We start from the raw sequence: 19,155 nt of genomic DNA, 5'->3' as shown, positions 1-19,155 counted from the left end.
TCCCGCAGACGCGTCGCATCGGCCTAGCGACGCGGGCCGAGGATCTCGACCCGCCCCGCCCCGGTGCGCGCGGCGAGATCCGGTCGATACATGTCCTCGACCGTGGCCGCCGGATGGGCATAGCTGCCCGGCACGGCCGCCCGCGCCAGATAGGCGAAGCTGTAGCTGTCGCCAGTGTAGCGGGTCTCGTCGAGGGCCACGACGAAACGGTCGTCGCGGAATTCGACATGCTCGGCCGTGTCGACCGTCGCCAGCCAGTCGAGCGCGCCGATGTCGCCGGAGCGCACCAGACGCGGATTGTCGATGACAAGCCCCGCCGGCAGGCGGTCCACGACGAGCGTGCGTCCCTTGCCGGGCCGCTCCCGGGTCACGGTCAGCACCACGGCCACGCGGGTGTTGACCGGCAGGGCGGCGAGATCCACCGGGTTGCCGTCGAGATCGTAGACCGCGCGCGTGATCGCGTATCCGCGTCCGCCGCCGGGCTCCGGCGCGAGCGGCCGGCCGTTGGCCGTCACGACGATCTCGGCGGGCGTCTCGCTCCGGTTCTCCAGCCGCACGGCCGTCTCGGCGAGCGTCTCACCGGCGAACACACGGGCGAGCCCGCCCGCAACCGGCGTGTCGTCGATGGCGAAGTCCCGCGTGTCGGCCTGGCGCTGCAATTCATGGCCGGCCAGGACAAGCCAGGCCATGTCCTGCGTCGACAGAGCCTCGGCCACGTCCTGACGGTCGGCGACCATGCGGGCGAGCTCCACATGCGGATCGCCGTCGAGATCGGCCCTTGTGACATAGGTCAGCACGCCGGCGGCATCGCGCAGCCCGGTGCCATAGTCGCTGCGATAGCCGGTGCCCTCCGGACCGCCGGCCGCAGCGATGGCCGCGTCGAAGGCCTGCCCGGCCCGCTCCCGCTCACCGTAGAGCGCCAGCCCCGCGCCGATCTGCGCCTTGGCGAGCGCCGAGCCGAAGGCGTCGAGCTTCACGTCGGCGTAGTAGCGCAGATCGCCGATGGACGCGCGCCCGGCCCGGGCCAGCACATAGAGCGCATAGGCGACATCCTCGCCGCCGTCCTGGAAGTCCGAGGCATAGGCGACGCGGTTCTGCAGGTTGTCGAGCGCGGCCTCGAGCGCGCGGGGCGGCACGTCGTAGTCGCGCTCGCGCGCCCTGAGAAGGAAGTCGGTGACATAGGCATCGAGCCAGGTCTCGCCGCCGCCGTAGCTGTTCCACAGCCCGAAGGCACCGTTTGCAGACTGATTGCCGAGCACCCGCGTGATCGCGGTCGCGACCCGCTCGCGCACCGATGTATCGCCGTCGAGACCGGCGGCGAGCGCCACCTCGTTGAGGTAGAGCAGCGGCAGCGCCCGCGACGTCACCTGCTCGGTGCAGCCATAGGGGTAGCGGTCGAGCCCGGCCACGAGGCCGGGGATGTCGATGCGCGCGGTCCCGCCGGCGGCGAGTGTCACGCGGCTTGCCGCCGGATCGAGACCGGCGAGCGTATCCGCGTCGAGCGTCAGCGATCCGCCGCCGGCGAGCGTCACGAAGGAGCGCCGCGTCAGCGGCGGCGTCGTGTCGCGCACGCCGAGTGCCAGGGTGCGGACGATCTCCATGCCCTCCGGTCCGGTGAGCCGCAGGGAGAGGCTGGCGTCGCCGGCCGCGTCGCCTGCGCGGATCGGCAGGCGGAGCGTGCGCCGCTCCTTTGCCGCCAGCGTCAGCGACGGGCTGTCGCCGGTGTCCTCGATCGACACGGGGCCGTCGACGGTCACCGCCAGATCGTAATCGCCGGCCGGGCCTTCCACATTGTCGACCTCGACGAGTAGCCGCGAGGCGTCGCCGGGACTGAGGAAGCGCGGCAGCGTCGCCGTCATGACGAGGGGATCGCGCACGGTCACCTCGCGCTCGGCGTGGCCGACGCCACCGGCGCTCCAGGCCACCGCCATCAGCCGGAGGGTGCCGTTGAAGTCGGGCACGTCGAAGGAGACGCGCGCGCGGCCCTCCGCGTCCGTCTCGACCACGCCGGAGAACAGCGCGACCGGCTGTTCCTGCGGCGGCGGCGCGCCGAGCGCCATTCCCATGCCGTCGCCCCCGGAGCGCACGCGCCCCCGGGTCCCGGCGGTGCGGTCGATCAGTTCGCCGTAATAGTCGCGGATGTCGACGCCGAGCCGGCGCTGGCCGAAGTACCAGCCGTCGGGATCGGGCGTCTCGAAGCGCGTCAGGTTGAGAATGCCGACATCGACGGCGGCGATCGTCAGATAGGCCGTCTCGCCCGCCTCCTGACCGGCGATGGTCACGTCGACGTCGAGCGTCGAGCGCGGACGGATCGTTTCGGGCGCCTCGAGAGTCACGGCGTGCTTGCGCGCGCCCGGATCGACGGCGAGCCATTGCAGCCCGAGCGCGCGCGAGGGCATGCGCCCGGCCTCCAGATCCATCGGCCTGAGCAGCGTCGCGGTGACATAGGCCCCGCTTCCCCATTCCTCGGTGACGGTGAAGGTGACACTCTCCTCGCCCTCGGAAACCGGCACGAAGCGGCTTTCGATCACGCGATCGGACAGAACGGAGACGAGCGCCGTGCCGGCGAAGCGCGGCGTCAGCCGCAGCGTCGCGGTCTCGCCGACGCGATAGGCCGGCTTGTCGAGCCCGACCTCCAGCACGTCGGGCGTCTGCGAGGTCGCCGCCCCCACGTACCAGCCGGCGTTGAACTCCACGCTGCTGGCGACCGGCCTGTCGCCTTCGGCACTCACCTCAAGACGGTAGCGCCCCCAGTCGACCGGAACGGAAAGCCGCGCCGGATCGTCCGTGCCGATGCCGATCTCGCCGTCGGCGACGCGCCGCGCCGAGGTGACCGGTTCGAACGACCAGCGCCCGTCGGCGAGATACCACTGATACTGCGTGTCGAGCCGCGACAACGTCCAGCGCGCGCCGTCGAGCGCGCGCCGCTCGCCGGAGGCATCGAGCGCGATCACGTCGAACTCGGCCGGGCCGCCCTCCCCGACCCCGTCGTCGAAGGCGGGCCGAATGCCGATGCGCAGGCCATCGGCGAGAACCGGCATCTCCAGATCGCGTTCCACGAAACGACCGCCGGCCTCCACCAGCCGGGTCACGATGCGCGCACGGTAGAGCCCGGTGGTCGGGGTCAGCTCCGGCAAGGGCGGGGTGAAGCGCGCCGCGCCTTCCGCATCCGTTTTCAGATCGTCGGGAAGCTGCGCGCGGGCGGGGAAAAGACCCTCGTCCGTCAGACCGAAGACATAGCCGGGATGCGCCGGCGTCTCGCGCGTCGGCGTGACGATCACCTCGCCCTCCACGCGCTGGCCCGAGGCTGGCGCGCCGTAGAGGAAGCGCCCCGTGAGCGAGACCGTCGGCGGGTTCAGCGGATCGAAGGTTTCCGCATCCGCTTCCGGCGTGAAGTCGACGCGCTCGGGCTGGAAGTCCTCCACCAGAAAGGCGGCCTCGGCGACCGCCTCGCCCTCGGGGTCGACGTAGATGCGAAGCTGCCAGCTGCCCTGCTGGGCGCCGGCCGGCAGATCGAGCGCGTGGCTGCGCCCGCCCGCGCCGGCGTCCGCGACCGACACGCGCGCGTGTTCCACGCCGTCGGGGCGTTCATAGACGAAGGTGAGTGGCAGACCCTCTTCCGCCCGCGCGGTGCGGTCGCGCGCCATCGCGCTCGCATTCACCGTGGCGCCGGGCCGGTAGACGCCCCGGTCGAGCCAGGCGAAGACATCCACCGCGCCGGGCGCCGGGCGCCCCGCGACCCCACGGTCGCTCAGGTCGAAGGCCGGCTTGCCGAGATCGAGAAAGGCGTAATCCCCGGCCTCGGTCTCGACGGAGACGAGCGCCGGCGCGCGGCCGCCGGTGCCGCGCGTCAGACCCGGCGCGAAACGCGCCACGCCCTGGTCGTCCGTCGTCGTCTCGCCGAGCACATCGTTGTTCACCGCGACAAGGCGCACCTGCGCCTGCGCGACCGCGCCGACATCGGAGAGCGCCCGCACCGCGACCAGCGTTCCATCGGCGCCGGACTGCGCCGTGATGCCTAGATCGGACACCAGGAACCATTGCGTGGCCTTGGGGCCCCAGCGGTTCTGCGTGTCCTCGCGGGCGCGCGCCACCATGGCGTAGATGCCGGGCCGCATCTCCAGCCCCAGATCGGCGACGGGAATGGCGGTCGTCACATCGTCGTTGAGCGGCGCTTCGGTCTCGACCACGCCGCTCCACACTTCCTCGCCGTATTCCTCGCGGATTTCGTCGGCGCGGTTCGGATTGAGCTGCGACAGGACGCGGCGGTCGCGCAGGGCGGAGGCGAGACCGCGCTCGCCGATGCGATAGACGGTCGCCTCGACCTCCTGCGTGTTGACCGAGACGATGGGGATCGTGGCGCCGTCGCCGGCGGGCAGCACATAGGCGCGCCCGAGAAAGCGCACCGAGGGGCTGCGGTCGCGCACGTAGACGGAGATGGAGGCGGATTTCTCCAGCGTTTCGCCGTCGGCGGCGGGAACGCCCTCGCGCACCAGAATGTCGTAGCGCTCGCCGTGACGCACGCCGTCGACGCAGATCTGCGCGTTCTCGCTCTCGACCGCGAAGGGCCCCTCGCCGGTCACCCGCACGAAGGGCGCCATGTGGGTCGCCCGGCGCAGGGTGTCGGAGAAGACGACGCACACGCGCGGCGTCACCGCGTCGGCATCGACCTGATGGTCGAGGATGCGAAAGCCGTGTTCGGCGACGAGTGCGGCATAGCGGCTGCGCAGCGCCGGGGTTTCCTCCAGTGCGAGCGCGGCCCTGAGCGCGCGGATCGCCGGCTTGTAGAGCTGGCGCCGCTCTAGCGCGCTCGCCATCAGTTCGAGCGCGGTCACCCGGGCGCTTTCGTCGCCGGCGGCGAGATAGGCGTTGATCGCCGCGCCCGACCCGTTCTCGATCACGGCCGTGCGGCGCCGCCAGTCGTCGGGTTCCTGGGCGAGCAGCGCCCGCGTGAGGCCCGTCCAGCTGTCGAAGCGGGTCTCGTCGCGCACCAGCGCGCGGGCGAAGCCGGTCTCCGCGTCGGCGGGACGCCCGTCGGCCAGGTCCCGGCGCGCCGTCGATGCGAGGGCGTCGGCCGATTGGCCGTCCGGACGGTAGCTGCGCGGCAGCGAACGGGCGTAGCGCGCCGCCTCGTCGAGAATCGGCCGGGGCACGAAGGCGAGATCGCGCGCGCGATCCGCGCGTTCGTCCGCGTCCATCGCCTGCACAGTGACAACGCGGCCGGCGACCGCCCCGTCGAAGGCCTGGAGCCGGCCGACGTCCGATTTCAGGAAACACCAACCGGCCGCGCGGTTGAAGGTGAAGGCCCGGCATTGGGGGGCGTCGAGACAGGCCGCCTTGCAGGCCTCCAGATCGACGTCCTTCAGGGTGCGGAAATCCGCGCCGAAATAATCCGCATCCTCCACCGTCACGATGCGCCGCTCCTCGGCCTGCACGGCCTGCGGCGCGAGCGCGACGAGCCCGGTCATTGCGGCAACCGCGAGGGCGCGCGCGCGCCTCGTCCAGCGGTGGTTCGGTGTGCAGTCGCGCATTCTTGCGTCCCCCCGTGCGGCGTTGAAACGCCAGTCTAACGCCAGCCTCTCGTCGACGACGGTCGGCGACAGGTCCCGATATCGCCGCATCGCGCGATGCCGGGCAGGCGTACCCACCGGCATCGTCCGCGATCCTTCGGCCTGGATCGATGGAATCACCCAATCGTGACAAGTCCAAGACCAAAACGCACGCACGCTTTCAGCCGATCCGGCGACCGTTCTATTCCGCTGCGTCCGACGCGCGATGCCAGGCCGCGATCCGGCGCCCCGCCGCGCGCACCCGCCCGGCGAGCGCACGCGCCTCCGCCGCGAGCGCGGCGAATCCGTGCGTCTCCGTTCGGGCACGACGCTCCAGCGCCTCGGCCGCCTCGCTGACCGCGGTCGCCCCGAAGGTGGCGGCGAGCGAGACGAGCACATGCGCGGCCGCCTCGAGCGTTTCCGCCGTCTCCGCGCCCTCCAGCCGCGTCGCCTGTTCCTCGAGATCGGCGAGACAGCGGGAAAAGATGGCGTCGCGCAGATCCGCGGGCAGATCGTCGCTCACCTGGGCGAGGCGCGTGGCATCGATTCCATCCGCGTCCTCACCATCGCGCATGTCCGCGATAGAGACAGTGCGCGCGCGCAGAGCGTCGCCCAGCGCCGCCTTCAGCGCAGCCGCGTCGATCGGCTTGGTCACGAAGGCATTCATGCCGACCGAAAAGGCCTTGTCCCGCTCCGCCACCTGGGCGTGCGCGGTCAGGGCGACGATCGGCACGTCGGCTTGCGGCCCTCCACCTTCGCGGATCCTGCGGCTCGCTTCGAACCCGTCGAGGTCCGGCATCGACACATCCATCAGGATCGCGTCGAAGCGGGCCCGTTCCAGCAGGTCGAGCACCTGCGCACCGGTTTGCGCGATCTCGTAGTCGCAGCCCCACCGCTCGAGCAGCACGCCGGTCATCATCTGATTGGTCGCATTGTCCTCCGCCAGCAGGATGCGCGCGCCCCGCAGGAGCCCGGGCTCGGTCTCCTCCTCGCCCGGGGGCGCCTCGGCAAGCCGGGCCGGGTCGACGGCGGGCAGGTCGAGATCGACGCGGAAACGGCTGCCACCGCCGGCGCGCGGCGCATAGGCGATCTCGCCGCCCATCCCCTCGACGAGTTCGCGGCTGATCGCCAGTCCGAGACCGACCCCCTCGGTGCGGCCGTAGGTGCCCCGTCCCGAGGTCGTGAAGCGCGAGAAGATCCCTTCCGCGTGGCTCGGCGCGATCCCGACCCCGCTGTCCTCGACGGCGAAGCGCAGGCGCGCACGCTCCCCCGCCGCCGGAGCCGTCGCCCCCCGGCCCGACAGCGTGACGACGACGCCGCCCGCCTCCGTGAACTTGACAGCATTCGCGACCAGGTTGATCAGCACCTGGCGGATACGTCCCGCGTCTCCCACGAGCGCCCCGGGAACGTCCGGCGCCACCGACACCGTGAGCGCGATGCCTTTTTCCTCGGCCCGAACCGAGAACAGGGCCCGCACCGCCTCCAGCAGCGCGCGCGGGTCGAAGGGCGCATCCACGAATTCCAGCCGCCGCGCCTCCAGCCGCGAGAAATCGAGAATGTCGTTGAGGATCTGCAGCAGGGCGAGCGCGGATTGGCGCGCGGTGTCGACGTGACTGCGCTGGGTGTCGTCGAGCGGCGTGTGCATCATCAGATCCAGAAGCCCGATCACGGCGTTCAGCGGCGTGCGGATCTCGTGGCTCATCATCGCCAGGAAATCGGACTTGGCGCGGTCGGCCTCTTCGGCGCGCACCCGCGCGTCCTCCAGCGCAAGCGTCTTGGCCCGCTCCTCGGTGATGTCGCGCAGGAAGGCGAGCACGACCGGACCGTCCTCGCCCTGGACCCGGTTGAAGGCGATCTCCATCAGGATTTCCGTGCCGTCCTTGCGCAAGGCCCGGGCCTCCACGCGCTGCGCCACTTCCGTCTCGCGGGTCGCCTCGAGGATCGAGCGCATGCGCGCGTCGTAAAGGTCGCGATGCCGGCGGGGCACGAGCAGGTCGCGCGCGGGCCTGTCCATCGCTTCCGCCCGGGTGAAGCCGAACACCTGCTCGGCGGCCGGATTGAATTCGCGAATGCACCCGTCGCGGTCGGCCACGACGATGGCGTCCAGCGCCCCGCGCACCACCGCGCGCAACTGGCTTTCGCGGCGCCGAAGATCCTCCTCGCGCCGCTTCAGCTCGGTGATGTCGATGCGAAATCCTACCGTCTGCCCGTCCGGCATGCGCCGCTCGAAGACGCGCAACCAGCGCCCGTCGCCGAGACGCTGCTCGATGGGCCGGCCCGGCGGATCCCGGTGCAGGCGCAGCCGCTCCGCGAGCCAGCCCTCCGGATCCTCGCTCGCCGCCGCATATTGCCCCTGCTCGACACCGAAGCGGATGATGTCCTCGAAGCGCTTGCCGGGCCGGATGACCTCGGAGCTCAGCGCATAGAGATCGCGGTAGCGCTGGTTGCAGATCACCAGGCGGTCGGTGGCATCGTAAAGCACGAAGGCGTCGGGCAACGCCTCGATGGCGTCGCGCAGCCGTTCCTGCGCCTCGCCCAGTTGCGCCTCCGCCTCCTTGCGCTTGGAGATGTCGCGCACGATCGCCACATGAAGCCGTCGCGCGTCGAGCCGCATGGTGGTCACCGCCAGATCGACGGGAAGGTGCGTGCCATCCGCGCGAACGGCGAAGAACTCCATGGTCTCGCTCGCGCCGCTGTCCGGGGCGAGGGTGGGGAACAGCTGAAAGGACAAGGGGACGCCGGTCTTGGGATCGGAGAACAACCCCTCGATGGCGCTTCCGAGCAGGACCTCCGGAGGACGCATGAAGATCCGGCAGGCGGCCGGATTGACGCTCTCGATCCGCCCCAGACCGTCATAGGTGATCAGTGCCTCGCCGATGTTCTGCACGATCGCGCGCAGGCGCGCCTCGCGGTCCTGCATTTCGCGCTGGGCCTCCGCCAGCTGGCGAAGATGCTCCACCTCGCGCTCCGACGCGCGGGTTCTGGCAAGCGCTTCGGCATTCAGGCGCCGCTGGCGGCGCAACAAGGCACCGAGAAGGAACAGCGAGGCCACCGCCAGGGTCACGCTGGCCAGTTCGACCAGATCCGAGGGACGCAGGAACGGCCCCTCGAGCGCGGAGCGCGCGACGAGAAGACCGACGGCCTTGCCGTCTTGCCCCGACGCCCAGTCGACGCCTTCCGGGATGCCGGCGGCCGCCGCTCCCGGCGCGTGACAGGCGAGGCAACTCCCGGTCCTGGTGAATGGCAGGGCGACGGTGAGACGGGTCCGCCCGTCGCCGCTCTGCGCCTCGGCCACGAATTGTCCCGTGTCTCCGTCCGCCGGCCCCTCGAGAAGCGGCGCCAGGCTCCGGCGCGACAGGCCCAGCGCCTCCCCGGCCGCCGGGTCGAGCGCGACTAGATCGAGCTCAAGCGGGGCGAAGCGCAAGTCGCTGGAGACCAGGGCCATTCCCTCCACCGGCGCGGCCGGCGTGTCCACGAAGGTGTGATAGAGCCCGGAGCTTTCCGCGACCACCGTCTTGGTCGCCACGATGCGCAGCGCCTCGCGCACCAGATCGTCGCGCAGATGGTCGAACAGCACATAGGCCAGCCCCACGCAGGACAGGACCGCGGCGATGGCCAGCGCCGTCATGTTGCCCGCCAGGCGGCCCGCGATGCGTTTCGTGCTGGACATGTCCGGTGCGATCCGCCCCCTGCCGCCCGATGCGGGCCTGCGTCCTGGCGCCCAGACTATCGCAGCACACGCGGATCGTCATCGACATCGCGCCGGCATCGCCTCCCTTCAGCGGGCAAGGGCGGAAATTGTCGAAAGACAGCGCGGACCACATGGCGTAAGACGCGGGAAAAGGCCCACCCTTCGACCAAAGAGGTTCGCGATGACGTCGCTCTCCGCCTTTCCGATCACCCGCCGCTGGCCGGCCAGCCACCCCGACCGCATCCAGCTTTATTCGCTGGCCACGCCCAACGGCATCAAGGTGTCCGTCGCGCTGGAGGAGCTTGGACTGCCCTATGAGGCGCACAAGGTGTCGTTCGCGACCGACGACCAGATGACGCCGGAGTTCCTGTCGCTCAATCCGAACAACAAGATCCCGGCGATCATCGACCCCGACGGGCCGGACGGCGCCCCGATGCCGCTTTGGGAAAGCGGTGCGATCCTGATCTATCTCGCCGAAAAGACCGGCAAGCTGCTGCCGGCCGAGCCGCGGGCACGCTACGAATGCCTGCAGTGGCTGATGTTCCAGATGGGCGGCGTCGGCCCGATGTTCGGGCAGTTCGGCCACTTCTACAAGATCGCCCCCGACAATTGCGCCGACCCCTATCCGCGCGAGCGCTATCTGGGCGAGACAAAGCGGTTGCTCGCCGTGCTCGAACAGCGCCTGACGGAGCGGCGCTTCATCATGGGCGACGACTATACGATCGCCGATATCGCCCTGTTTCCCTGGGTGCGCACGCTCGGCGGCTTCTACGAGGCCGGCGAGATCAGCGGGCTCGACGCGCTCACCCATGTGCCCCGCTGGCTCGAGACCTGCCTGGCGCGCCCGGCCGTGCAGCGCGGGCTGGTTCAGCCCGCCTGACGCGCGCCTTTTCGATCCCCAAAATCTCAGGTGCCGGCGCTCACGCCGGCATCGGCATTTCGTGACCGGCCGGCGGCACCTGATAGCCGCGCTGCACCGCAGGGCGCGCGGCAACGTCGAGATACCAGCGCCGGACGTTGGGAAACTCCGCGAGATCGATCCCCTGCCATTCGAAGCGGCTCGCCCAGGGCCAGACGGACATATCCGCGATCGAATAGTCGCCGGCGACAAAGGAATGATCCGCCAGTTGCCGGTCGAGCACGGAATAGAGACGCCGCGCCTCGGCGGCATAGCGCTCCTCCGCATAGGGCGCCTTGCCGGGGTTGAAATGCAGGAAATGGTGCGCCTGGCCGAGCATCGGGCCGAAGCCGCCCATCTGCCACATCAGCCATTCGATCACCCGCAGCCGCCCCGGCCCGTCGGCGGGCAGGAAACGCCCGGTCTTTTCCGCGAGATAGAGAAGGATCGCCCCCGACTCCATGAGGCTCACGCCGGCCTCGCGGTCGATGATCGCGGGGATCTTTCCGTTCGGCGAGATATGGAGAAAATTCGGCCGGTACTGCTCGCGGTTGAGGATGTCGACCGGATAGACCTCGTACGGCAACCCGCACTCCTCCAGCATGATGGAGACCTTGCGCCCGTTGGGCGTCGTCCAGGTGTAAAGATCGATCATGCCAGCCCTCATCCGCCGATGACGCCGGAAGCGTGCCCCAAGGCCCCGGATCGCGCAAGCGTCATGCAAGCGTCATGAAATTCTTTCGGAATACGGCCGGATAAAGGCTCATCGTTCACGCTTCATGGACAGTCAATTCAGGCAGGGGTGCTTGATGAACGCGGCCGAACCGCCGATGTCTCCTCCCGAAAGCGCCACCCGGCGCCTGACCCCGAGAACAGCATCTTGCAGGAGTTTCATCATGATCCGTGCCGCCGCCCTCGCCCTCACCGGCGTTCTCGTCGCCGCCCCCGCACTTGCCGAACCGGTCGCCTATGAGTTCGACAAGTCGCATGCCAATCTCGTCTTCAGCTACGACCACCTGGGCTATTCGACCACCGACGGCCGCTTCGGCGAGTGGACGGGCGAGCTGGTGATCGACCAGGAAACGCCGGAGAACTCCTCCATCACCATGACCGTCGAGATCGACAGCATGGACACCTTCTGGGCGGAGCGCGACAAGCACCTGAAGAGCGCCGACTTCTTCGACGTCGACACCCACCCGCGCGCCACCTTCGTCACCACCGACGTGGAGAAGACCGGCGAGACCACACTGTCGGTGACCGGCGACCTGACCATCAAGGGCGTGACCAAGCCGGCGACCTTCGAGGTGACCGTCAACGCGCTGGGCGAGCACCCCATGGCCAAGAAGCAGGCGATCGGCTTCGACGCCACGACCGTGGTCAAGCGCTCCGACTATGGCATGGACATGTTCGTGCCCTATGTCGGCGACGAGGTCACGATCTCCTTCAGCGCCGAGGCTCTTCAGGCGCAGTAAGCGGCCGTGCCGCAGCCGGGGCCGGCGGTTCGTCCGGCCCCGTCCGGGGCGTCTTGCCCGCGCGCAGTGCCCGCAAGACGTGAAAGGGTTCGTCATGCAGCTTCGCAATACGCCGACCGGCTACGGCCTTGTGGCCATCGCCTTTCACTGGGTCATGGCCGTGCTGATGATCGGCCTCTTCGCGGTCGGCAAATACATGACCGGCCTCGATCCGATGGCGCCGGAGACTTTCGCTATCTACCAGTGGCACAAGTCCTTCGGCTTCCTTGTGCTCGCGCTCGCCGTGGCCCGCCTCGCCTGGCGGGTCGCCAATCCCGCGCCGCGCCTGCCCGCCGCCCTGCCGGCCTGGCAGCGATGGGCGGCACATCTCGGCCATGCGGGGCTCTATGCCGTGCTGATCGCGCTGCCGGTGACCGGCTGGCTGATGGTGTCGGCCTCGCCCTGGGGCATTCCGACGGTCGTCTTCGACGTGCTGCCCATTCCCCATCTGCCGGTCGGCGAGGCCTTCGGCACCAAGGCGGAGACGGAAAAGGTCTTCATGGCGTTGCATGAATACGCCGGCTTCCTGCTGCTCGCCCTTTTCGTCGCGCATGTCGCCGCCGCGCTGAAGCACCATTTCCTCGACCGCGACGACGTGCTCGCCCGCATGCTGTCGCCGCGCCCGGCACGCGCCCCCGACGCCGACGCCGACACGGACGCTGCGTCATCCTTACGCGCATCCGGCGACTGACCGAGCGCGTTTGTCCAACTGACCACGTTTCTCCATCAGTGCAGCCACCCCATCGGAGACCGACATGATCGCATCGATCCGCACCGCGCCCCGCGCCGCCGTTCTGCCTGCCGTTCTGCCCGCCGTTCTGGCAGCCGCGCTTCTTGCCATCCCGCTTGCGACCGCTCCGGCCCTTGCCAGCGACTGGACCGTCGATCAAGGCGCAAGCACCCTCGCCTTCACCGCCCGGCAGAACGGATCGCCGCTCGAAGGCCGCTTCACCGACTGGAGCGCGGAGATCACGCTCGATCCGCAGGCGCTGGGTGAGGCCCGCATCGCGGCCAACGTCGGCACCGCGTCGGCGACGACCGGCCAGCCGCAGGTCGACGGCACGCTGCCCGGCGCCAGCTGGTTCGACGCAGCCGCCCATCCGCAGGCACGCTTCGTCTCCAGCGAGATCGTCGCGGTCGGCGACGGCCGCTTTGAGGCCTCCGGCACCTTGACCCTCAAGGGCATCGAGATGCCGCTGACCCTGCCCTTTTCGCTCGAGATCGACGGCGATACCGCCCGCGCCGCGGCCGAAGTGACGCTGGCGCGCACCGCCTATGAGGTCGGCACGGATGTGGGCACCGACACGGTGGCCGACGGCGTCACGGTGACGCTCGAGATCGTCGCGACCCGCTGAGCGCCTCAAGCGCACGCGCAGGAGGGCCGGCGCCACCGCATCGGCGACGCCGGCGCCCGTGACACTCGGCCTTGGCGCGCGCCGGGAGAATGGCGTAAAAGGCCGCCACATCCCGTTCACGCGTCAACGCCAAGGTCGATCATGTCCGAGCAAACGCCCCCCGCCTACCAGCACACCTCGCTCTTCCCGCTGTCGGAGGATCCCACGCCCTACCGCAAGCTGACCTCCGACTTCGTCAGCACGGCGACCTTCAACGGCGAAGAGGTGATCGTGGTCGAGCCGGAGGGGCTGCGGCTCCTGGCGGAAGAGGCCTTCGCCGACATCAACCACTTTCTGCGTCCGGGCCATCTGGAGCAGTTGCGCAAGATCCTCGACGATCCGGAGGCGACCGACAACGACAAGTTCGTCGCCTTCGACCTGCTGAAGAACGCCAATATCTCCGCCCACGGCGTGCTGCCGATGTGCCAGGACACCGGCACGGCGATCGTCATGGGCAAGAAGGGCCGCCGCATCTGGACCGACGGCAGCGACGAGGCGAAGCTCGGCGAGGGCGCGCGCGACGCCTACTTCAAGAAAAACCTGCGCTATTCGCAGCTCGCGCCGATCTCCATGTATGAGGAGAAGAACACCGCGAACAACATGCCGGCGCAGATCGAGCTCTATTCGGAGGGCGAGGACGCCTACAAGTTCCTGTTCATGGCCAAGGGCGGAGGTTCGGCCAACAAGACGTTCCTCTTCCAGGGCACGCCGTCGCTGCTGACGCCCGAGCGGCTGATGGAGTTCATCCGCGAAAAGATCCTGACGCTCGGCACGGCCGCCTGCCCGCCCTATCACCTCGCCGTGGTGATCGGCGGCACGTCGGCCGAGATGAACCTCAAGACGGTGAAGCTCGCCTCGGCGCGCTATCTCGATGCACTGCCGACGCAAGGCTCGGAGGCCGGCCACGCCTTCCGCGATCTGGAGATGGAAGCGGCGATCCACAAGCTCACCCAGGCGAGCGGCGTGGGCGCGCAGTTCGGCGGCAAGTATTTCTGCCACGACGTGCGCGTCATCCGGCTGCCGCGCCACGGTGCCTCGCTTCCCATCGGCCTCGGCGTCTCCTGCTCCGCCGACCGTCAGGCGGTGGGCAAGATCACCAGGGACGGCATCTTCCTGGAGGCGCTGGAGCGCGAGCCGCACAAGTACATGCCGGAAGTGACCGACGACGCGCTGTCCGATCACGTGGTGAAGATCGACCTCACGCGGCCGATGCCGGAGATCCTCGCCGAACTGACGAAACACCCGATCAAGACGCGCCTGTCGCTGTCGGGTCCGGTGATCGTCGCCCGCGATCTGGCGCATGCCAAGCTGCGCGCGCGGCTGGAGGCCGGTGAGCCCCTGCCCGACTATTTCAAGAACCACCCGATCTATTACGCCGGCCCGGCCAAGACGCCGGAAGGCTATGCGTCCGGCTCCTTCGGCCCGACGACGGCCGGACGCATGGATGCCTATGTGGATCAGTTCCAGGCGGCCGGCGGGTCGATGGTGATGCTCGCCAAGGGCAACCGCTCGGCACAGGTGCGCCGCGCCTGCCAGGCGCATGGCGGCTTCTATCTGGGCTCCATCGGCGGCCCGGCCGCGCGGCTTGCGCAGGACTGCATCAAGAAGGTCGAGGTCGTGGAGTTCGAGGAACTCGGCATGGAAGCGATCTGGCGGATCGAGGTCGAGGACTTCCCCGCCTTCATCGTCATCGACGACAAGGGCAACGACTTCTTCAAGGAACTGAACCTCGGCTGAGCCGACACACATCCCGCGTGCGCCCCCTTGCGGGCGCACGCGGTGCTTGAGCGCCGCCCCACCTCACGCGACTGTGATCGCCATCACGGAAATCATGGCCGAAATCCGGCAATCTCGTGGTCATCGGCCCTTTGCATTAACGGCTTTGCAAGGGACAATGCCGAAACTCAGCCACCGACCGCCCGACCATCTGGTGAGGCGGATCTCTTGCCACCGGATGGGGATGACCGATGCGCGTTTTCGCTTTTCTCGCACTGACCACGGCCGCCGCGATCGTCGCGACGCCGGCCATGTCGGCCCGATACTTCGACCCGGCCACCAAACAATGGATCGAGTACCGCGCGCACGGCATGCCGAGCGGCAAGTCGCCGATCCGCCGCCAGATGGTCAGCTATGACGGCCCCTACAGCCCGGGTACCATCATCGTCGACACCAGCGAGCGTCGCCTCTACCACGTCCAGGAGAACGGCAAGGCGATGAAATACGGCGTCGGCGTGGGCCGCGAGGGCTTTCAGTGGGCCGGCACGCACCGGGTGACCCGCAAGGCCGAGTGGCCGGGCTGGACGCCGCCGCCGCAGATGCGCGCCCGCGCCCGCGCCAAGGGGCAGACCCTGCCGGCCTACATGGAAGGCGGTCCGAACAACCCGCTCGGCGCCCGTGCGCTCTACATCGGCTCGACGCTCTATCGCATTCACGGCTCCAACGAGCCCTGGACCATCGGCACCGCCGTCTCCTCGGGCTGCATCCGCATGGCCAACGACGACGTCAAGCACCTCTATGAGAACGTCAAGGTCGGCACCCGGGTGGTGGTTCGCCGCTGATCCCCGTACCTGACGGAGGGTCCCTGACCGAGGCGCTTCCACGCGCGCAGATCCAAGGAAAAGGCCGGCCTCGACGCCGGCCTTTTTCGTTCGAGGCGGTCTTGTGGCGGTTTCGGAACAACCGCGCGCCTCGCCGCGCGTCCCGGCTTGCGGGCCGCGTCGCGCCGGCTATCCTTGCGGGACCGTCGCCAATCAGCGGCGGGAAAAGTCCGATCCATGGGAGGATCCCGGTGACGCGCTCCAATCCCCGCCTGACTCTCGCGCTGTCTCTCGCGCTGCCGCTGGCCACGGCCCTCCTTGCCGCAAGCGCGCCGGGCGCACGCGCCGACGACGATCTCGCCGAACGCGGCAAGGCGCTCTCCCGGCAGCATTGCGCCCGCTGTCACGTCGTCGCACCCGACGACCGGATGACGGGGATCTCCTCGACGCCGTCCTTTATGATCCTGGTCGAGGCCTTGGACGACTGGCGCGAGCGTTTCGCGACCTTCCACGCCCGCCTGCCGCATCCCGCGCATCTGCGCTTCGAAGGCGACGCGGAACGCCCGGACACACAGCCCGCGACCATCGCGGAAGTCATTCTCCGCTACGAGGATGTCGAGGCCATCGTCGCCTATGCCGAGCGGCTGCACGGCGAGTGAGCCGCGCCGGCGCACCTGTCACTAGCTCAGCACGACGACCTGCGCCCCGAGCGCGACGCGCTCGTAGAGATCGATGATGTCCTGCTGCCACATGCGGATGCAGCCCGAGGACGCGTTCGTCCCGATGCTGCGCGGCTGGTTGGTGCCGTGGATGCGGTAGAGCGTGTCGACGTTGCCCTGCCACAGATAAAGCCCGCGCGCGCCGATCGGGTTGCTGGGACCGCCCTCCTGACCGTCGCGATATTTCTCGAGACTGGGGTCTCGGTCGATCATCTCGTCGGGCGGAAACCATTTGGGCCACTTGCGCTTGAAGCGGATGGTCGCATCCCCCGACCAGGCGAAGCCGGCGCGGCCGACGCCGATGCCATAGCGGATGGCCCGGCCGTTCGGCTTCAGGAAGTAGAGAAACTTCGCCTTGGGGTCGACCACGATGGTGCCCGGCGGATAGCGCGAGGGATAGCGCACCGTCTGGCGCAGGTATTTCGGATCGAACTCGGTGTAGGGGATCGCGGGAAGACGAAAGCCGCCGTCGCGCCGCGCCGCATAGGCGAGCGCGTAGTTCGGCGTGCCGTCGTCGGCCGGCGTCAGGCCCGCGCTTTCAATGGCCTGCCGGTTGGACTGGCAGGCGGCGAGCAGCAGCGGCGCGCCAAGGACCAGCGCCCGGCGGGTGAGACCGGCGCGGGCGGGAAGCTGGGCGGCTGCGCGCCGAAAAGCGGAGGGATCGGAATGGGCCACGGGCGTCGGTCTCCGGTGCAACGGACGGATATGAGTCGCGTCCCTGCAACTATGCCGGTGATTCCGCCCGCTTGTCTTGCGCGATGAGCGTCTCCCGGCATCTCGGCCAGTGCCCGTGCCAGCGTCTGTGCCCGGGATCAGCCCCTGGGATCGCGCGACAGGCCCTTTTCCTCCAGATCGCGGAGATAGCCGCCCCACATCTCGTCGCGCTCGCGGGCCAGCTTGATGAAGTAGTCCCAGGAGTAGAGCCCGGTGTTGTGCAGATCGTCGAAATGCAGCTTCACGGCATAATTGCCGATCGGTTCGATCTGCATGATGCCGACGTCGCGCTTTCCAGGCACCGTCTTCTTCTGCGACGGCGAATGCCCCTGCACCTCGGCGGAGGGCGAACAGACCCGGAGATATTCCGCCTCGTAGACATGGCTTTCGCCGGTGTCGAAGGTGACGGTCAGCCGTTTCTTGTCCTTGCTGAGCCGGATTTCCGTTGGCCAGGGTTTTGGTTCGCTCACGAGAGATCGTCCTCGGTCTTGGAGTGGTGGCGGAGTGAACGGCGGCGGGATCGCCCGCCTTGCGTGGGACCATAGATCGCCCTGCGCGTGCGGCAAGACCCGCAAGCGCCTTTTCCATTTCGGCAAAACAGGTCCGGTGCCGGACCGGGCGTGCGGGCGATTGACGCAGCGGCCCAATCCGCTACTTTCACAATCTACGGAGGAACCCGGATGCCAGGCGTCCGGAGCGCACGCAGGGTCCGCCTTGCCGGACCCGCTTGCAGAGCGCGACAGAAGCGAAGAACGAGAGGGCGTCGGACACGGGTTCGGACGTCCGTCCAGGAATTCAAGGGTGTCAGGCATGTCCCAGCCGATGATCGATCCGTTCGGCCGCGAGGTGAGCTACCTGCGCGTATCCGTGACCGACCGCTGCGATTTCCGCTGCGTCTACTGCATGGCGGAGGACATGACCTTCCTGCCCAAGCGGGAGGTGCTGACGCTCGAGGAACTGGATCGCCTGTGTTCCGCCTTCGTCGACAAGGGCGTGCGCAAGCTGCGGTTGACCGGCGGCGAGCCGCTGGTGCGCAAGAACATCATGAGCCTGATCCGCAACCTGTCGCGGCATCTCGACAGCGGCAAGCTCGAGGAGCTGACGATCACCACCAACGGCTCGCAGCTCGCCCGCTTCGCCGACGAGCTCGCCGAGTGCGGCGTGCGCCGGCTCAACGTGTCGATGGACACGATGGACGCGGCCAAATTCAAGACGATCACCCGCTGGGGCGATCTCGGCAAGGTGATGGACGGCCTCAGGGCCGCGACCGAGGCCGGGCTGTCGATCAAGATCAACATGGTCGCGCTGAAGGGCGTCAACGAGCACGAGATCGTGCCGATGATGCGCTGGTGTCACGACAACGGCTACGACCTCACGCTGATCGAGACCATGCCGCTTGGCGAGATCGACGAGGACCGCACCGACCAGTATCTGCCGCTGTCGCTGGTGCGCGCCCGCATCGCCGAGGACTTCACCCTCACCGACATTCCCTACAAGACCGGCGGTCCGGCCCGCTATGTCGAGGTCAAGGAGACCGGCGGGCGGCTCGGCTTCATCACGCCGATGACGCACAACTTCTGCGAAAGCTGCAACCGCGTGCGGGTCACCTGCACCGGCATGCTGTACATGTGCCTCGGCCAGGACGACAGTGCCGACCTGCGCGCGGCGCTGCGGGCCTCGGAGAGCAACGATCTGCTATATGACGCCATCGACGAGGCGATCGGCCGCAAGCCCAAGGGTCACGATTTCATCATCGACCGGCGCACGCGCCAGCCGGCCGTCTCGCGCCACATGAGCGTCACCGGCGGCTGACCATGGCGACGCCGCGCCATTCGGCGCTCGACGGCCCCGTTCCGCGTCTTCTGGCGGTCGGGGCGGCCCTGCTCGTGATCGGGGCCGGCGTCTGGATCGGGCGCTATGGCTTCGCGGGCGTGCCGATGACGCCCTTCGCCGCGGTCGTGGATGAAAACGCGGCAAGCGCGGTGGCGGCCAATCCCGAACTGGCCGCCTGCCTGACGGAGCGCGTCGGCGCGGTCGACCGGATGCGTTCCGACGGCGTGATCGGCGACGGGCAATATGCGACCTTCCGCGCCCGTGCCGTGGCCTATTGCGAGACGCAGTTTCCCCCCCAGCAGTGAGAGC

At 68.9% G+C, this 19,155-nt stretch carries 14 protein-coding genes; 9 read left to right on the top strand and 5 right to left on the bottom strand.

Annotated elements, in window-relative coordinates; all coding sequences use genetic code 11:
- Positions 1–23 precede the first annotated feature (23 nt).
- Both ABL312_RS05840 and ABL312_RS05835 read right to left on the bottom strand, forming a co-directional pair.
- Complete coding sequence (locus ABL312_RS05840) at positions 24–5,531, bottom strand: alpha-2-macroglobulin family protein (protein ID WP_349360436.1); 5,508 nt, start codon at positions 5,529–5,531, stop codon at positions 24–26.
- Positions 5,532–5,751: 220 nt separating this feature from the next.
- Positions 5,752–9,219 carry a PAS domain S-box protein gene (locus ABL312_RS05835; protein ID WP_349360435.1) on the bottom strand — a complete coding sequence of 1,156 codons (3,468 nt, stop codon included), beginning with the start codon at positions 9,217–9,219 and terminating at the stop codon, positions 5,752–5,754.
- A gap of 202 nt (positions 9,220–9,421) precedes the next feature.
- On the opposite strand from ABL312_RS05835, the gene ABL312_RS05830 reads away from it, so the two are divergent.
- The gene (locus tag ABL312_RS05830) at positions 9,422–10,120 is read left to right on the top strand and encodes a glutathione S-transferase N-terminal domain-containing protein (protein WP_349360434.1); all 699 of its coding nucleotides are present in this window, start codon (positions 9,422–9,424) and stop codon (positions 10,118–10,120) included.
- 40 nt (positions 10,121–10,160) lie between these two features.
- Here ABL312_RS05830 and ABL312_RS05825 read toward each other — a convergent pair whose 3' ends face one another.
- The gene (locus tag ABL312_RS05825) at positions 10,161–10,793 is read right to left on the bottom strand and encodes a glutathione S-transferase N-terminal domain-containing protein (RefSeq protein WP_349360433.1); all 633 of its coding nucleotides are present in this window, start codon (positions 10,791–10,793) and stop codon (positions 10,161–10,163) included.
- A gap of 241 nt (positions 10,794–11,034) precedes the next feature.
- Here ABL312_RS05825 and ABL312_RS05820 point away from each other — a divergent pair, with 241 nt between their 5' ends.
- From ABL312_RS05820 to ABL312_RS05795, 6 genes are all read left to right on the top strand, one after another.
- Positions 11,035–11,610 carry a YceI family protein gene (locus ABL312_RS05820; RefSeq protein WP_349360432.1) on the top strand — a complete coding sequence of 192 codons (576 nt, stop codon included), beginning with the start codon at positions 11,035–11,037 and terminating at the stop codon, positions 11,608–11,610.
- 94 nt (positions 11,611–11,704) lie between these two features.
- A complete protein-coding gene (locus ABL312_RS05815; protein WP_349360431.1) occupies positions 11,705–12,340 on the top strand; it encodes a cytochrome b in 636 nt (211 codons plus the stop codon).
- 64 nt (positions 12,341–12,404) lie between these two features.
- Positions 12,405–13,004 carry a YceI family protein gene (locus ABL312_RS05810; RefSeq protein WP_349360430.1) on the top strand — a complete coding sequence of 200 codons (600 nt, stop codon included), beginning with the start codon at positions 12,405–12,407 and terminating at the stop codon, positions 13,002–13,004.
- A 141-nt stretch (positions 13,005–13,145) separates the two neighbouring features.
- Complete coding sequence (locus tag ABL312_RS05805) at positions 13,146–14,780, top strand: fumarate hydratase (RefSeq protein ID WP_349360429.1); 1,635 nt, start codon at positions 13,146–13,148, stop codon at positions 14,778–14,780.
- Positions 14,781–15,010: 230 nt separating this feature from the next.
- The gene (locus ABL312_RS05800) at positions 15,011–15,601 is read left to right on the top strand and encodes a L,D-transpeptidase (RefSeq protein ID WP_349360428.1); all 591 of its coding nucleotides are present in this window, start codon (positions 15,011–15,013) and stop codon (positions 15,599–15,601) included.
- 230 nt (positions 15,602–15,831) lie between these two features.
- On the top strand, positions 15,832–16,239 hold the full coding sequence (locus ABL312_RS05795) for a hypothetical protein (protein ID WP_349360427.1): 408 nt from the start codon (positions 15,832–15,834) through the stop codon (positions 16,237–16,239).
- A 21-nt stretch (positions 16,240–16,260) separates the two neighbouring features.
- Here ABL312_RS05795 and ABL312_RS05790 read toward each other — a convergent pair whose 3' ends face one another.
- Positions 16,261–16,974, bottom strand: a complete 714-nt coding sequence (locus tag ABL312_RS05790) for a L,D-transpeptidase (RefSeq protein WP_349360426.1) — start codon at positions 16,972–16,974, stop codon at positions 16,261–16,263.
- 137 nt (positions 16,975–17,111) lie between these two features.
- Positions 17,112–17,483, bottom strand: coding sequence for a DUF971 domain-containing protein (locus ABL312_RS05785; protein ID WP_349360425.1), 372 nt, complete (start codon positions 17,481–17,483; stop codon positions 17,112–17,114).
- A 340-nt stretch (positions 17,484–17,823) separates the two neighbouring features.
- Here ABL312_RS05785 and moaA point away from each other — a divergent pair, with 340 nt between their 5' ends.
- The gene (gene moaA, locus ABL312_RS05780; RefSeq protein ID WP_349360424.1) at positions 17,824–18,825 is read left to right on the top strand and encodes a GTP 3',8-cyclase MoaA; all 1,002 of its coding nucleotides are present in this window, start codon (positions 17,824–17,826) and stop codon (positions 18,823–18,825) included.
- Between the two features lie 2 nt (positions 18,826–18,827).
- Complete coding sequence (locus ABL312_RS05775) at positions 18,828–19,151, top strand: hypothetical protein (protein WP_349360423.1); 324 nt, start codon at positions 18,828–18,830, stop codon at positions 19,149–19,151.
- Positions 19,152–19,155 lie beyond the last annotated feature (4 nt).

It is taken from the genome of Stappia sp., assembly GCF_040110915.1.
Classification (GTDB): Bacteria; Pseudomonadota; Alphaproteobacteria; order Rhizobiales; family Stappiaceae; genus Stappia.
The sequence above is the reverse complement of the archived record's forward strand: the minus strand, read 5'-3'. Positions and strand labels throughout refer to the sequence as shown.

Excerpts from the sequence above, each read along its gene's own strand:
- ABL312_RS05830 (WP_349360434.1), top strand. The coding sequence starts at position 9,422 with ATGACGTCGCTCTCCGCCTTTCCGATCACCCGCCGCTGGCCGGCCAGC.
- ABL312_RS05820 (WP_349360432.1), top strand. The coding sequence starts at position 11,035 with ATGATCCGTGCCGCCGCCCTCGCCCTCACCGGCGTTCTCGTCGCCGCC.
- ABL312_RS05810 (WP_349360430.1), top strand. The coding sequence starts at position 12,405 with ATGATCGCATCGATCCGCACCGCGCCCCGCGCCGCCGTTCTGCCTGCC.
- moaA (WP_349360424.1), top strand. The coding sequence starts at position 17,824 with ATGTCCCAGCCGATGATCGATCCGTTCGGCCGCGAGGTGAGCTACCTG.
- ABL312_RS05800 (WP_349360428.1), top strand. The coding sequence starts at position 15,011 with ATGCGCGTTTTCGCTTTTCTCGCACTGACCACGGCCGCCGCGATCGTC.
- ABL312_RS05775 (WP_349360423.1), top strand. The coding sequence starts at position 18,828 with ATGGCGACGCCGCGCCATTCGGCGCTCGACGGCCCCGTTCCGCGTCTT.
- ABL312_RS05840 (WP_349360436.1), bottom strand. The coding sequence starts at position 5,531 with ATGCGCGACTGCACACCGAACCACCGCTGGACGAGGCGCGCGCGCGCC.
- ABL312_RS05805 (WP_349360429.1), top strand. The coding sequence starts at position 13,146 with ATGTCCGAGCAAACGCCCCCCGCCTACCAGCACACCTCGCTCTTCCCG.
- ABL312_RS05835 (WP_349360435.1), bottom strand. The coding sequence starts at position 9,219 with ATGTCCAGCACGAAACGCATCGCGGGCCGCCTGGCGGGCAACATGACG.
- ABL312_RS05825 (WP_349360433.1), bottom strand. The coding sequence starts at position 10,793 with ATGATCGATCTTTACACCTGGACGACGCCCAACGGGCGCAAGGTCTCC.
- ABL312_RS05815 (WP_349360431.1), top strand. The coding sequence starts at position 11,705 with ATGCAGCTTCGCAATACGCCGACCGGCTACGGCCTTGTGGCCATCGCC.